Annotated in this window: 11 protein-coding genes and 2 pseudogenes; 7 read left to right on the top strand and 6 right to left on the bottom strand. The window is 72.1% G+C overall.

Annotated features, from left to right (window positions below; all coding sequences use genetic code 11):
- From H4N64_RS34030 to H4N64_RS34020, 3 genes are all read left to right on the top strand, one after another.
- A partial coding sequence (locus H4N64_RS34030; protein WP_186286392.1) for an acetate--CoA ligase family protein occupies positions 1-1,595 on the top strand: 1,595 nt, incomplete at its 5' end.
- A gap of 12 nt (positions 1,596-1,607) precedes the next feature.
- Positions 1,608-2,339: a CBS domain-containing protein gene (locus H4N64_RS34025; RefSeq protein ID WP_186286391.1), complete on the top strand. Its 732-nt coding sequence runs from the start codon at positions 1,608-1,610 to the stop codon at positions 2,337-2,339.
- Positions 2,340-2,355: 16 nt separating this feature from the next.
- Positions 2,356-2,868 carry a flavodoxin domain-containing protein gene (locus H4N64_RS34020; protein WP_186286390.1) on the top strand — a complete coding sequence of 171 codons (513 nt, stop codon included), beginning with the start codon at positions 2,356-2,358 and terminating at the stop codon, positions 2,866-2,868.
- A 194-nt stretch (positions 2,869-3,062) separates the two neighbouring features.
- Here H4N64_RS34020 and H4N64_RS46950 read toward each other — a convergent pair.
- The 3 genes and pseudogenes from H4N64_RS46950 to H4N64_RS34005 all read right to left on the bottom strand — a co-directional run.
- A pseudogene (locus H4N64_RS46950) lies at positions 3,063-3,146 on the bottom strand (zinc ribbon domain-containing protein); the annotation flags it as partial.
- Between the two features lie 201 nt (positions 3,147-3,347).
- A pseudogene (locus H4N64_RS34010) lies at positions 3,348-3,509 on the bottom strand (hydrogenase maturation protease); the annotation flags it as partial.
- Between the two features lie 73 nt (positions 3,510-3,582).
- On the bottom strand, positions 3,583-4,395 hold the full coding sequence (locus tag H4N64_RS34005; RefSeq protein ID WP_186286389.1) for a universal stress protein: 813 nt from the start codon (positions 4,393-4,395) through the stop codon (positions 3,583-3,585).
- A gap of 179 nt (positions 4,396-4,574) precedes the next feature.
- Here H4N64_RS34005 and H4N64_RS34000 point away from each other — a divergent pair, with 179 nt between their 5' ends.
- The 4 genes from H4N64_RS34000 to ctaF all read left to right on the top strand — a co-directional run bounded on the left by H4N64_RS34000 (position 4,575) and on the right by ctaF (position 10,370).
- On the top strand, positions 4,575-5,513 hold the full coding sequence (locus H4N64_RS34000) for a universal stress protein (protein ID WP_186286388.1): 939 nt from the start codon (positions 4,575-4,577) through the stop codon (positions 5,511-5,513).
- A gap of 14 nt (positions 5,514-5,527) precedes the next feature.
- Entirely contained in the window at positions 5,528-8,215 is a 2,688-nt protein-coding gene (ppdK, locus tag H4N64_RS33995) for a pyruvate, phosphate dikinase (RefSeq protein WP_186286387.1), read from the top strand.
- 65 nt (positions 8,216-8,280) lie between these two features.
- Positions 8,281-9,936, top strand: coding sequence for an aa3-type cytochrome oxidase subunit I (gene ctaD / locus H4N64_RS33990; RefSeq protein WP_186286386.1), 1,656 nt, complete (start codon positions 8,281-8,283; stop codon positions 9,934-9,936).
- The gene (gene ctaF, locus H4N64_RS33985; RefSeq protein WP_186286385.1) at positions 9,936-10,370 is read left to right on the top strand and encodes an aa3-type cytochrome oxidase subunit IV; all 435 of its coding nucleotides are present in this window, start codon (positions 9,936-9,938) and stop codon (positions 10,368-10,370) included. Before ctaD ends, ctaF begins: the two co-directional genes overlap by 1 nt.
- Here the strand turns inward: ctaF and qcrB are convergent.
- From qcrB to H4N64_RS33970, 3 genes are read right to left on the bottom strand one after another with little or no spacing between them, the layout of a single operon-like run.
- On the bottom strand, positions 10,322-11,815 hold the full coding sequence (qcrB, locus tag H4N64_RS33980; RefSeq protein WP_222109728.1) for a cytochrome bc1 complex cytochrome b subunit: 1,494 nt from the start codon (positions 11,813-11,815) through the stop codon (positions 10,322-10,324). The two genes, ctaF and qcrB, sit on opposite strands and share 49 nt — an antisense overlap.
- A 53-nt stretch (positions 11,816-11,868) precedes the next feature.
- Positions 11,869-12,213 (bottom strand): DUF8129 domain-containing protein, encoded by a 345-nt coding sequence (locus H4N64_RS33975; protein WP_186286383.1) that lies wholly within the window; start codon positions 12,211-12,213, stop codon positions 11,869-11,871.
- 36 nt (positions 12,214-12,249) lie between these two features.
- On the bottom strand, positions 12,250-12,615 hold the full coding sequence (locus H4N64_RS33970; protein WP_186286382.1) for a DUF6479 family protein: 366 nt from the start codon (positions 12,613-12,615) through the stop codon (positions 12,250-12,252).
- Positions 12,616-12,672: the final 57 nt, after the last annotated feature.

Below are 12,672 nucleotides of genomic sequence, written 5' to 3'. Positions count from 1 at the left end.
CCTCCTTCGCCTCCCTCGGCGACAAGTACGACGTCAGCGGCAACGACCTGCTCCAGTGGTGGGAGAGCGACGGCACGACCGACCTCGCCCTGCTGCATCTGGAGTCCTTCGGCAACCCGCGCGCCTTCTCCCGCACCGCCCGCCGCGTCACCCGCCGCATGCCGGTGCTCACCGTCGACGCCGGGCGCACCGACGCCGGCCGCCGGGCCGCCGCCTCGCACACCGCGGCCGCCGCCACCCGCACCATGACCCGCGGCGCGCTGTTCACCCAGGCCGGCATCACCGCCACGCACTCCTGTGGCGAACTCCTCGAAGCCGCCGCCCTGATGCACTCCCAGCCACTGCCCGCCGGACCCCGGGTCGCCATCGTCACCAACGCGGGCGGAGCCGGCGTCCTCGCCGCCGACGCCTGCGCCGAGGCCGGTCTCGCGCTCCCGGCGCCCACCCCCGAACTCGTCGACGACCTGCTCGCCGTACTCCCCGAAGGCGCCGCCGTCGGCAACCCCGTCGACGCGACCGCCGCGGTGAACGAGGAACAGCTCACGGCATGCGTGGACCGGATCATGCGGTACGGCGGCATCGACGCCGTCCTGGTTGCCCTGGTGCCCACCGCGGTCGCCATGGCCACCGGCGACGACCTGGTCCGGGCCCTCACCCGCGCCGGAAAACGCCCCAAGCCGGTCATCGCCGTACGCCTCGAACAGGGTCTGCCCGTCCAACTGCTGCCCACCGAGGGCGGCGGCACCCTCCCGGCCTACGCCGAACCGCAGGCCGCGGCCCGCGCGCTGGCCCACGCCGCCCATCGCGCCGCCTGGCTGGCCCGGCCCGCCGGAACCCTCCCCGACCTGGACGGCATCGACACCGCGCGCGCCCAGGCCGTCGTCGACGCCTACCTGGACGCGCACCCGGACGGCGGCTGGCCGGCGCCCCGCGTGTGCGCCGAACTCCTCGACTGCTACGGCATCCCGCAACTGCCCTGGGCCTGGGCCGAGACCGAGGACGACGCCGTCCTCGCGGCGGACCGGCTGCGCGGCGCCGACGGCCGGGTCGTCATGAAGGTCCACTGGCCGGGCCTGCTGCACAAGAGCGCCCAGCACGCCGTCCACCTCGACCTGCGGGGCGACCAGCAGGTGCGCGCCGCCTACCGTGACCTGGAGACCCGCTTCGGCGGACTGCTGACGGGCGTGGTGCTCCAGCCGCTGGCCGCGCGCGGCACCGAACTGTTCGCCGGTGTCGTGCAGGACGAGGTCTTCGGACCCCTGGTCCTGTTCGGGCTCGGCGGCACCGCCACCGAGGTGCTCGCCGACCACGCCGCCCGGCTCGCCCCGCTCACCGACCACGACGTGCACGACCTGATCACGGCCCCGCGCTGCGCCCCCCTGCTGTTCGGCGCGCACGGCGGCGGGCCCGTCGACCTCGCCGGCCTGGAGCGGCTGCTGCTGCGGCTGTCCCGGATGGCGAGCGATCTGCCGCAGCTCGCCGAGGCCGACTTCAACCCCGTGCTCGCGACACCGGGCGGAGTCACCGTGCTCGACGCGCGCGTACGCCTGTTGCCCCGCGGGCCCCAGGACCCGTATCTGCGCAGGCTCCGCTGAGGAGGGACAGACATGAAGCACAACAAGGTCGGCTCCGTGATGACCACGGAGGTCGTCCGCGCCGAGCACGGCACCCCGTTCAAGGAGGTGGCCCGGCTCCTCGGTGACCACCGCATCAGCGGACTGCCCGTGGTCGACGAGGACGAACAGGTCGTCGGCGTCATCTCCGAGACGGACCTGCTCATCCGGCAGGCCGAGACGCCCGACCCGTACGAGCCGCGGAAGCGTTCGTGGTTCGCCGGCCTGACCCGACAGGGCCGCACGCGGGCCGTGAAGGCGAAGGCCTGCACCGCCGGCCGGCTGATGACCGAACCGCCGATCACCGTGCACGCCGACGACACCATCGTCGAGGCCGCCCGCACCATGGCCCAGCACCGGGTCGAACGGCTGCCGGTGCTCGACGAGGAGGACCGGCTCGTCGGCATCGTCACCCGCCGCGACCTGCTGAAGGTCTTCCTGCGGCCCGACGCGGAGATCCGCGCCGAGGTCATCGACGAGGTCCTGGTACGGGCACTGTGGCTGACCCCGCGCGCCGCCGACGTCTCCGTCACCGAGGGCGTCGTCACGCTCTCCGGAGAACTGGAACGCAAGAGCGAGACGGAGATCGCCGTCTCCATGACCCGTCAGATCGACGGCGTGGTCGCCGTCGTCGACAAGCTCACCCACCGGCTGGACGACTCCCGGCTCCAGCCCGACGAACAAGCTCTGCACGGCGTCGCCGACGGCTGGCTGCGCAAGCTCTGAGAGGAGGCGGACCGTCATGACCGCCAAGGTGCTGGTCGCCTACGGGACCACCAACGGATCGACCGCCGAGATCGCCGAGACCGTGGCCGCGGTACTGCGCAAGGAGGGCTGCACCGCGGAGGCGCTGCCCGCCGGCACCGTCACCCGGGTGACGGACTACGACGCCGTCGTCGTCGGCGGCGGACTGTACGCCGGACGGTGGCACAAGGACGCCCGCCGCTTCCTGCGCCGCCACCGCACGGCGCTGGCCGACCGGCCGCTGTGGCTGTTCAGCAGCGGCCCGCTCGACCCGTCCGCCTCCGAACGGGACATCCCGCCCGTCCCGGGTCTCCGCCGCGCCATGACCCGCCTGGACGCCCGCGAACACGTGACCTTCGGCGGCTGCCTCCAGGAGGGCGCCAAGGGCCGTATCGCGAAGATGATCCTGCGGAACGGAAAGGGCGGCGACTTCCGCGACTTCGGCCGGATCGAGGAGTGGGCGGCAGGCGTCGCCGACGAACTGACCAGGGGGTCAACTGCCCGTCGCTGAAGCGACGGGCTTGCACAACGGGTGCCACTGGCTGTGGCACTGCGTTTGCGTCCAGCCCCGCCCCGCTGACGCGGTGGTGAGGCAGGGGCCGTTGACTGGGCCCCGCGTCGCCACAACTCCCACGCACGCGCGCGGATGTTGCGGGGGCCGTTCCGGTCCGCGTGATCAACGAATCCGCAGGACCGGCACGCGAACCAGGCCTGGGAGACCCGGTTCGCTGTGTCGATGTGCCCGCACTCGGCGCAGGTGCGCGAGGTGTACGCCGGATCGACATACACCACCGGCACCCCCGCCCGGCGGGCCTTGCATCCGATGAAGCTTCCGAGCTGGGCGAAGGCCCAGCTGGAGTGGGTGGCCCGTTGGGGCTTTTCGCGATCTTGTGGTGATGTCCTTCGCGCGCCGCGCCTCCTTGCGGCGCCGTTTCTTCAGTCGGCGCTTGGCGGACGCCTCCTGGGCCGCCTTCCCCAACGACTCCATCACAGGCCGATCAGCCGACCGGGGTCGCCGTCGCAGGTGGCCAGCACGGTGTCCGGGGGCAGCGGCCGCTGTCGCAGCCGGGCGGTCACCGCCCAGCCCACGCCGTCGTCGCGCCGGTAGTCGTTCCCGACGCCGATCACGGCGATCCGCGCACTCCCGCTCATGCAGTCCACCCTGGGCCAGGGCCGCCCGGCCCCACAGGGCCGAACGACCCGCCCCCGGGGGCCGGTGCGCCCTCTACGACGGCACAACCGCGACCGGGCACCGGGCATGCCGCAGCAGCGCGAGCGCGGTGTCGCCCGAGCGGCGGCCGACGACCACGAGCCCCGCGTTCCCGGACGCGTGGGCGAGCGCGTCGGCGACGGGGAGCAGGACGACGTCCTCCAGGACCTCCACGCCGGGGTACTTCTCGCGCCAGGGCCGCAGCGCGTCCGACAGCAGCTGGACCTCGTGGTCCTCCCAGGTCGCGCGGGTCTCCTCCGGCACCGGCCAAGGCAGGCGGACGCGGTTCTCGGGGAGCCGCCAGGTGTGCACCGCGTGCAGTCGGGTGCCGTTCCGCCGCGCCGCGGAGAAGGCGAAGTCGAGCGCGCCGCCCGTGGGATCCCGGGCGTCGACACCGACGGCCACTCCGTCGGGGCGTTGCGGAGGGCCAGAGGCGGCGAGCGTGCCGGGCACCAGGACCACCGGCCCGCCGGAACCTGTGGCCAGGGCCGCCGCGGTCGAGCCGACGGCGACCTTGGCGTGCGTGCCCTCGCCGCGCAGTCCGAGGACGAGCAGTTCCGCCTGCGCGCCGGCCGCCCGCAGGGCGGCCACCGGCGTCCCGGTCAGCCGCACGCTCCGGGCGAGCAGTCCGGGGTGCCGGTCGACGAGTTCGGCCACGACACGGTCCGCCACGGCCTCGGGCCGGTACGGCCACCGCTCGGTCGGCTGCGTGGCCGCGTGCACCACGCGCAGGGGCAGACCGCGCAGCAGTGCCTCACGCGCGGCCCAGTCGGCCGCCGCACGACTGCGTGCCGACCTGTCGACACCGGCGATGATCACTCGTTCCATGGTCTGCCGCCCTTCGGCCGGGGAACCCGGACGCCCGAGTGACTCCAGCCTCGGCGCGCGGCCCGCCCCGCGGCAGGGGCCGAACGGTCCCCGCCCGGAACCCTGCGGCCCATGCCGGTGCGCGGGCCGTGGCGGGAGGCTGGCGATGAGGAGCAGACCGACCGCAGGAGGTGCGCGCCATGCTGTTGCCCGTCGTCGCCGGAGTCGACTGTTCCGCCGAAAGCCTCGCCGCCGCCGTGGGGGTACCTCCCACGCCTTTCGGGCAGTGGGGGAGGGCCGCCCGGGAGGCGGTACGCCGGGACCGGCCACTCCGCCTGATTCACGCCTGGCCCTGGCATCCCCGCCAGGAGGGCGGCCATCCGGCCACCGCTGCCCAGCGCCATCTGGCGCGGCGTGCCCTGCGCGAGGCCGAGGAACGGATCATTCGCTCCACCCCGGGCGTCCGCCTCGACGACGAGCAGGTCGAGGGCCCCGCGACCGCCGCCCTGCTGGCCGCGGCCGACCGGGCCGACGTGCTCGTCCTCGGCTCCCGCGGCCTCAGCGGCTTCACCGGGTTCCTGGTCGGCTCGGTCGCCCTCGGTGTGGTGGCCCGCGCGACCCGGCCCGTCGTCCTGGTCCGGGCGGGCGAAGAGGCCGCCGACGAGCACCTCCCGGCACCCGACGGCAGCGCCTCCGTCCGCACCGGCTACCGGGATGTCGTGCTGGGCATCGATCTCGGTGCCCCCTGCGACGACGTGATCGCCTTCGCCTTCGAGGCCGCCCGGCTGCGCGGCGCCCGCCTGAAGGTCGTGCACGCCTGGCAGCCCCCGTCCCCGCTCGGCGGACTCGGCCCCGGTGAGATCGGCCTGGCCGACGGCCCCCGGCAGGCCGAGGAGTGGCTGAGCTTCATGACCGCAGTGCTCCAGGTGTGGCGCGACAAGTACCCGGACGTCGAGGTCGTCGAGACGGTCACCGCGGGCCGGGCCCTGTCCGTGCTGGTGCGGGCCACGTCCGGGGCGAGCCTGCTCGTGGTGGGCCGCCGCGCCACCGAACGTCCGACGGGCCAGCGCACCGGTCCCGTCACCCACGCCGCCATCCATCACGTCGGCTGCCCCGTGGCCGTCGTACCCCATGAGTGAGAGGCCGACCGACGATGACCGCGCCGATCAAGTACGTGTACGAATTCGCCGAGGGCAGCCGGGACATGGCCGATCTGCTGGGAGGCAAGGGAGCCGGGCTCGCCGAGATGACCAGGATCGGTCTGCCGGTGCCGCCCGGCTTCACCGTGACCACCGAGGCATGCAAGGTCTACCTGGCCACCGGTGAGGAGCCCGACGAAGTCGGCGTCGAGGCCGCCCGCGCCCTCACCGGCCTGGAGCAGGCCATGGGCCGCGAGCTCGGCGCCCCCGATGACCCGCTGCTGGTGTCCGTGCGCTCCGGCGCCCGCTTCTCCATGCCCGGCATGATGGAGACCATCCTCGACATCGGCCTCACCGACGAGTCCGTCACCGGGCTCGCCAAGGCCTCGGGGCAGGAGCGGTTCGCCTGGGACTCCTACCGCAGGCTCATCCAGATGTTCGGCCGGACCGTGATGGGCGTGGACGGCGAGCTGTTCGAGCGGGCCATCGCCGACCACATGGCACAGCGCGAGGTCGCCACCGACCACGAACTCGACGCGAATGAACTGATCAAGCTCACCGACGACTTCAAGGCCATCATCCGCAAGGAGACCGGCGAGGACTTCCCGCAGGACCCCGCCGACCAGCTCGCCCGCGCCATCCGCGCCGTCTTCGACTCCTGGAACGGCGAACGCGCCCGGGTCTACCGCCGCCGCGAGCACATCCCCGAGGACCTCGGCACCGCCGTCAACGTCCAGGCCATGGTCTTCGGCAACCTCGGCCCCGACTCCGGCACCGGCGTCGCCTTCACCCGCGACCCCGCGACCGGCGAACGCGGCGTGTACGGCGACTACCTGCCCGACGCACAGGGCGAGGACGTCGTCGCCGGCGTCCGCGACGCGCTGCCGCTGACCGAGCTGAAGTCCCTCAACCCGAGCGTGTACGTCGAGCTCGGCGACCATCTGCGCACCCTGGAGGACCACTACCGCGACCTGTGCGATGTGGAGTTCACCGTCGAACGCGGCCGGTTGTGGATCCTCCAGACCCGGGTCGGCAAGCGTACGGCCGAGGCCGCCTTCCGGATCGCCCATGACCTCGGCGAGGAGGGCGCGATCAGTGCCGACGAGGCCCTGATCAGGGTGGACGGCGCCGAACTGACCCGGCTGATGTTCCCCCGCTTCGACACCACCGAAGAGGATGTGCCCCTCGCGCACGGCGTGCCCGCCTCGCCCGGCGCGGCCGTCGGCGTCGCCGTCTTCGACTCCGCCGAGGCCGTACGGCGGGCCGCGGCCGGTGAACACACCGTCCTGGTCCGCCGGGAGACCACCCCCGACGACCTGCCCGGCATGATCGCCGCCGAGGCCGTGCTGACCAGCCGGGGCGGCAAGACCAGCCACGCGGCCGTGGTCGCGCGCGGGATGGGCAAGGTCTGCGTGTGCGGCGCCGAGGCCCTCTCGGTCGATCCGGCCGCCCGCCGGTTCACCACGCCGGACGGAACCGTCGTCGAGGAGGGCGACACCCTCTCCGTCGACGGCACTGCCGGCACCGTCCACCTCGGCGAACTCCCGCTCACCGACTCCGACGTGGGCCGCGCCCTGGAGAGCGGCACGTCCACCGGTCCGCTCACGGAAGCCGTCCTGGGCTCTCTCGCCCACGCCGACTCCGTGCGCCGCCTTGAGGTGCGCGCCAACGCCGACACCCCCGAGGACGCGGCACGCGCGCGTGCGCTGGGCGCCCAGGGCATCGGCCTGTGCCGTACCGAGCACATGTTCCTCGGGGAGCGCAGGGCGCTGGTCGAGGCGATGATCCTGGCCCGCGACGACTCGGCGCGCGAGGAGGCGCTGGCCGCACTGCTGCCGCTGCAGCGGGAGGACTTCGCCGGGATCCTCGAAGCGATGGACGGACTGCCGGTGACGATCCGGCTGCTCGACCCACCGCTGCACGAGTTCCTGCCCGACCGCACCGACCTGGCGGTCCGTCTAGCCTCCGCCGAACACCCGGAGCCGCACGACCGTGAACTGCTCAAGGCCGTCGAGCGGATGGACGAGCAGAACCCCATGCTGGGACTGCGTGGTGTCCGCCTGGGCCTGGCGGTACCCGGCCTGACGGCGATGCAGGTGCGTGCCGTCGCCGAGGCCGTGACCGAGCGGCTGCGGGCCGGCGGAGACCCACGCGCCGAGATCATGATCCCGCTCGTCGGGACGGTCGAGGAACTGCGGCTGGCCCGCGCCGAGGCGGAACAGGTCCTCGCCGACGTCGCCGCCGAGACCGGCACCACCTTCGACTGCCCGATCGGCACGATGATCGAGCTGCCGCGTGCCGCGCTCACCGCCGGACGCATCGCCGAGGCCGCCGACTTCTTCTCCTTCGGCACCAACGACCTCACCCAGACCACCTGGGGCCTGTCCCGCGACGACGCCGAGGCCTCCTTCTTCCCGCTGTACCTGGAGAAGGGCGTCTTCGAGGTGTCGCCGTTCGAGACGATCGACCAGGAGGGCGTCGGACGGCTGGTCGAGATCGCCACCGAGGCCGGACGCGCCGTCAACCCACGCCTGGAGACCGGGGTCTGCGGCGAGCACGGCGGCGACCCCGAGTCGATCCACTTCTTCCACCGCGCGGGCCTGGATTATGTCTCCTGCTCGCCGTTCCGGATCCCGGCGGCCCGCCTTGAGGCGGGGCGGGCGGCTCTCGCCGACACGACCGGGGACAGTGACAGCCGCTGAGGCGCACGGGTGAATGCCCGGGGGCGGAGGACTGAGGCCTTCGCCGCCCGGGTACCCAGCGGCCCATGGCGGTGGAGAGCAGGACCGAGCAGCCGCGTGCGGCGCGACCGAGACCACGCATGACGCTCGGGCGGGCGTTGCTGCGCTGGGCGACCACGACCGATCACAAGGTGATCGGCAACCTCTACATGACGACGGCCTTCGCCTTCTTCCTGTTCGGCGGCCTTCTCGCACTGCTGATGCGGGCCGAACTCGCCCGCCCCGGGCTCCAGTTGGTCAGCAACGACGGGTACAACCAGCTGTTCACCGTGCACGGCACCGTCATGATGCTGCTGTTCGCGACCCCGCTGTTCGCCGGGTTCGCCAACGCCGTCATGCCGCTGCAGATCGGCTCGCCGGACGTCGCCTTCCCCCGCCTGAACGCCCTGTCGTACTGGCTGTACCTGTTCGGCGGCCTGATGGTGGTGTCCGGCTTCCTGGTGCCCGGGGGAGCGGCGAGCTTCGGCTGGTTCGCCTACGCCCCGCTGAACAGTGCCGTGCGCAGCCCCGGTTCGGGCGGCGATCTGTGGACCATGGGCCTGGTGGTGACCGGGGTGTCGACCACGCTCGGCGCGGTCAACTTCATCACCACCATCCTGTGTCTGCGCGCCCCCGGCATGACCATGTTCCGGATGCCGATCTTCACCTGGAACGTGCTGTTCACCTCGATCCTGATCCTGCCCGCCTTCCCGGTGCTCACCGCCGCCCTGCTCGCTCTGGAGGCGGACCGCAAGTTCGGGGCGCACATCTACGACGCGGCCAGCGGCGGCGCGCTGCTGTGGCAGCACCTCTTCTGGTTCTTCGGTCATCCGGAGGTCTACATCGTCGCGCTGCCGTTCTTCGGGATCATCACCGAGATCATCCCGGTCTTCAGCCGCAAGCCGATCTTCAGCTACCTGGGCCTCATCGGCGCCACCATCGCCATCACCATGCTGTCCGCCGTGGTGTGGGCCCACCACATGTTCGCGACCGGCGCGGTGTTGCTGCCGTTCTTCTCCCTGATGTCGTTCCTCATCGCCGTTCCGACGGGCATCAAGTTCTTCGCCTGGATCGGCACGATGATCAGAGGCTCCCTGTCCTTCGAGACGCCCATGCTGTGGTCGTGCGGCTTCCTGGTGACGTTCCTCCTCGGCGGCATGAGCGGCGTCATCATCGCCTCACCGCCGCTGGACTTCCATCTCACCGACTCCTACTTCATCGTCGCCCATCTGCACTACGTCCTGTTCGGCACGGTCGTCTTCGCCATGTTCGCGGGCTTCTACTTCTGGTGGCCCAAGATCACCGGCCGAATGCTCGACGAACGCCTCGGCAAGATCCACTTCTGGACCCTCTTCGTGGGCTTCCAGACCACCTTCCTGGTCCAGCACTGGCTCGGCGAACAGGGCATGCCCCGCCGCTACGCCGACTACCTGGTCGCCGACGGCTTCACCCTGCTCAACACGATCAGCTCCATCGGCGCCTTCCTGCTGGGCCTGTCCACGCTGCCGTTCCTCTACAACGTCTGGCGCACCGCCCACCACGGACGGCGCGTGGGCACCGACGACCCCTGGGGCTACGGCCGCTCCCTGGAATGGGCCACCTCCTGTCCGCCCCCGCGCCACAACTTCACGGCGCTGCCCCGGATCCGCTCCGAGTCCCCGGCGTTCGACCTGCGCCACCCCGACATCGTCAAGGAGGGCTGATGCGCACCGAGTCCCGTCTGTTCATCGGCGTCGCGGCCTTCTTCCTGATCACCGCCGTCGGCTATGGCTGGCGCTCTCGGGAGCCCGCCGGCACCGCCGTGCTGACCGTCGCGTTCCTGATGGCCGCGCTGGTCGCGTTCTTCCTGCACACGCAGTACCGCCGACGGGGCCTGCGCGCACAGGACCGCCAGGACGCCGAGATCGCCGACAGCGCCGGCCCGCTGGACTTCTTCCCCCCGCACAGCCCCTGGCCGATCGTGGCCGCCCTGGGGTCGTTGCTGCTCGCCCTCGGGATCGTCTACGGCCTGTGGCTGGCCCTGCTCGGCCTGGGCGTCCTCGCGTGCGGGGTGTTCGGTCTGGTCTTCCAGTACGCCGCACGCGACGCTCAGCGCTCCAACTCGTCCTCGCGCGAGCGCCGTTCGCCCATGTCGTAGCCGGAGGCCCCCAGGACGTACCGCCGCTCCTCGTCGAGCGGTTCATGGCTCTCCTCGTACCCGCCCGCGATGGTCTGCCGCACCTCGCCGGTCTCCTCGCCCTTGTCCAGCCGCTCCTGGTCGGCCTCCTGGAGCGCGAGGCACACGCGCCGGGTCACCATGAGGGCGAGGGGCGGCAGCAGCACCAGGGCGATGCGGAACACCCAGGTCAGCGTGTTCACCGAGACCCTGAACGTCTGGGCGACGATGTCGTTGCCGCCGGCCGCGAGCAGGACGGCGTAGAAACACACCGCCGCGACGCCGAGCCCGGTGCGCACCGGGTTGTCGCGGGGGCGTTCGCACACGTGGTGTTCCGCCCGGTCGCCGGTGAACCGACGCTCGACGAAGGGGTACGCGTAGAGCACGGTGAAGAGGGCCCCGGGCAGGACGATCGCGGGCAGCAGCACGTTCCACATCAGCGTGTGCCCGGCGACCGTCGTCTCCCAGGGCGGCACGAGCCGCAGTGCGCCTTCCAGGAAGCCGACGTACCAGTCGGGCTGCGAGCCCGTCGAGACGACGTCCGGGCGGTAGGGGCCGTACGCCCAGACCGGGTTGATCTGTGCCACGCCCGAAAGGATCGTCAGCACGCCGAAGACCATGAAGAACAGGCCGCCCGACGACGCGGTGAACCGCGGGAACATCGGCCGCCCCACCACGTTGCGCTCGCTGCGGCCACGCCCCGCCCACTGCGTGTGCTTCAGATAGAAGACCAGGAGGAGATGGAGGGAGAGCAGCGCGAGCAGCAGTCCGGGAAGCAGCAGGATGTGCAGCGCATACAGCCGGGGGATCAGGTCCTCGCCCGGGAACTCGGCGCCGAAGGCGAAGAAGCTCAGGTACGTGCCGACGACCGGGATCGACATCATGATGCCCTGGGCGATCCTCAGCCCCGTCCCCGACAGCAGATCGTCGGGGAGCGAGTAGCCGGCGAACCCCTCGGTGAGCGCCAGCACGAACAGCGTCACGCCGATCAGCCAGTTGACCTCGCGGGGACGGCGGAACGCGCCCGTGAAGAACACGCGCAGCAGGTGCACGCCGATCGCGGCCAGGAACACCAGGGCCGCCCAGTGGTGCAGCTGACGGATCAGCAGCCCGCCGCGCACATCGAAGCTGATGTCGAGCGTCGACGCGTACGCCTCCGACATCAGGATCCCGTCCAGCGGCCGGTACGAGCCGTGGTAGACGACCTCCGACATCGTCGGGCTGAAGAACAGCGTCAGCCACACACCGGTCAGCACCAGGACGACAAAGCTGTACAGGGCGATCTCGCCCAGCAGGAACGACCAGTGGTCGGGGAACGCCTTGCGCAGCAGCCCACCGCCCTCATGGAACGGCAGGCGGGCGTCCAGCCAGTCGGCGGTGCGTTCCGAGGCGTGACGGGCCCGCGCGGCGGCCCGGGCCCTACTCATCCTCCACAGCACGGATCACCAGTGCCCTCGCGCCCGCGCCGGGAAACGGAGAGTCACGGACGATCACCCTTCGGTTTGCCCCGCTGGTCCGGGGTGCCGTGCGGCGGTGGGCTGAACGGCTGGCGCGAGGTCACGGGCGACACCGGGGATTCCTTATGGCCTTCGGTCTGTTCCGGGCGTATCGCCCCGGGGTCGCCGGACGTCGGCTCGGCGCCGGCCCGGAGCTGCTCCAGACGGGTGGCCAGCACCTCGGTCACAGGGAGGCGATCGGCGTGCGAACGCTCGTACGCCAGCAGTTCCTCGACCTCGTCCGCGGTCAGTGACCGCACGCGGCTCTCCAGTCCGCCGATCGGCAGATGGTCGTAGTCGGGCAGGGGCAGGGTGTCGCGGTCGGCCATGGTTCTCACTTCCCTCGGGATCGGTTGCGCAGTGCGTCAGGTCCGGCCCGGGCCGCCGCTGCCGAAGGAACCGCTGCCGCCCTCGCTCCAACGGCGCCGTTTCCGCTCCGGGCTCGGCCGGGAGGGGATGTTGCCGAGGGCGGGTATCTCGTGCGGGGTGACGCGGTGCTCGCTCCTGGGCACCTCGTCCGGCTCCCGGTTCTCCAACACCTCGCGCACCGGGCCGTCCGCGGGCAGCCGGGGCTGATCCTCCGGGCGCGGCGGCGGCGGTTCCCGGAGCCTGATCCGTCCGCCCAGTACGAAGGCGCCGAGCAGCAGCGCCACGACGACCACGCCCGCGACGAACAGTCCGATGCCGAGGGCGCCGCTCTCGGCGGCCATAGCCGGCCAGGTCGTGTTCATGGGGTCGCGAGTACCCCGCGCGCGCCCGGCGAACCGGGGTTTGACGCGCCGCGCGGC

Source organism: Streptomyces cupreus, assembly GCF_014257025.1.
Classification (GTDB): domain Bacteria; phylum Actinomycetota; class Actinomycetes; order Streptomycetales; family Streptomycetaceae; genus Streptomyces; species Streptomyces cupreus.
Note: the sequence above shows the minus strand (reverse complement) of the source record. Positions and strands in the feature narration are given on the sequence as shown.

Excerpts from the sequence above, each read along its gene's own strand:
- H4N64_RS34000 (WP_186286388.1), top strand. The coding sequence starts at position 4,575 with ATGCTGTTGCCCGTCGTCGCCGGAGTCGACTGTTCCGCCGAAAGCCTC.
- qcrB (WP_222109728.1), bottom strand. The coding sequence starts at position 11,815 with ATGAGTAGGGCCCGGGCCGCCGCGCGGGCCCGTCACGCCTCGGAACGC.
- H4N64_RS34025 (WP_186286391.1), top strand. The coding sequence starts at position 1,608 with ATGAAGCACAACAAGGTCGGCTCCGTGATGACCACGGAGGTCGTCCGC.
- ctaF (WP_186286385.1), top strand. The coding sequence starts at position 9,936 with ATGCGCACCGAGTCCCGTCTGTTCATCGGCGTCGCGGCCTTCTTCCTG.
- ctaD (WP_186286386.1), top strand. The coding sequence starts at position 8,281 with ATGGCGGTGGAGAGCAGGACCGAGCAGCCGCGTGCGGCGCGACCGAGA.
- H4N64_RS34005 (WP_186286389.1), bottom strand. The coding sequence starts at position 4,395 with ATGGAACGAGTGATCATCGCCGGTGTCGACAGGTCGGCACGCAGTCGT.
- H4N64_RS33975 (WP_186286383.1), bottom strand. The coding sequence starts at position 12,213 with ATGGCCGACCGCGACACCCTGCCCCTGCCCGACTACGACCATCTGCCG.
- H4N64_RS34020 (WP_186286390.1), top strand. The coding sequence starts at position 2,356 with ATGACCGCCAAGGTGCTGGTCGCCTACGGGACCACCAACGGATCGACC.
- H4N64_RS33970 (WP_186286382.1), bottom strand. The coding sequence starts at position 12,615 with ATGAACACGACCTGGCCGGCTATGGCCGCCGAGAGCGGCGCCCTCGGC.
- ppdK (WP_186286387.1), top strand. The coding sequence starts at position 5,528 with ATGACCGCGCCGATCAAGTACGTGTACGAATTCGCCGAGGGCAGCCGG.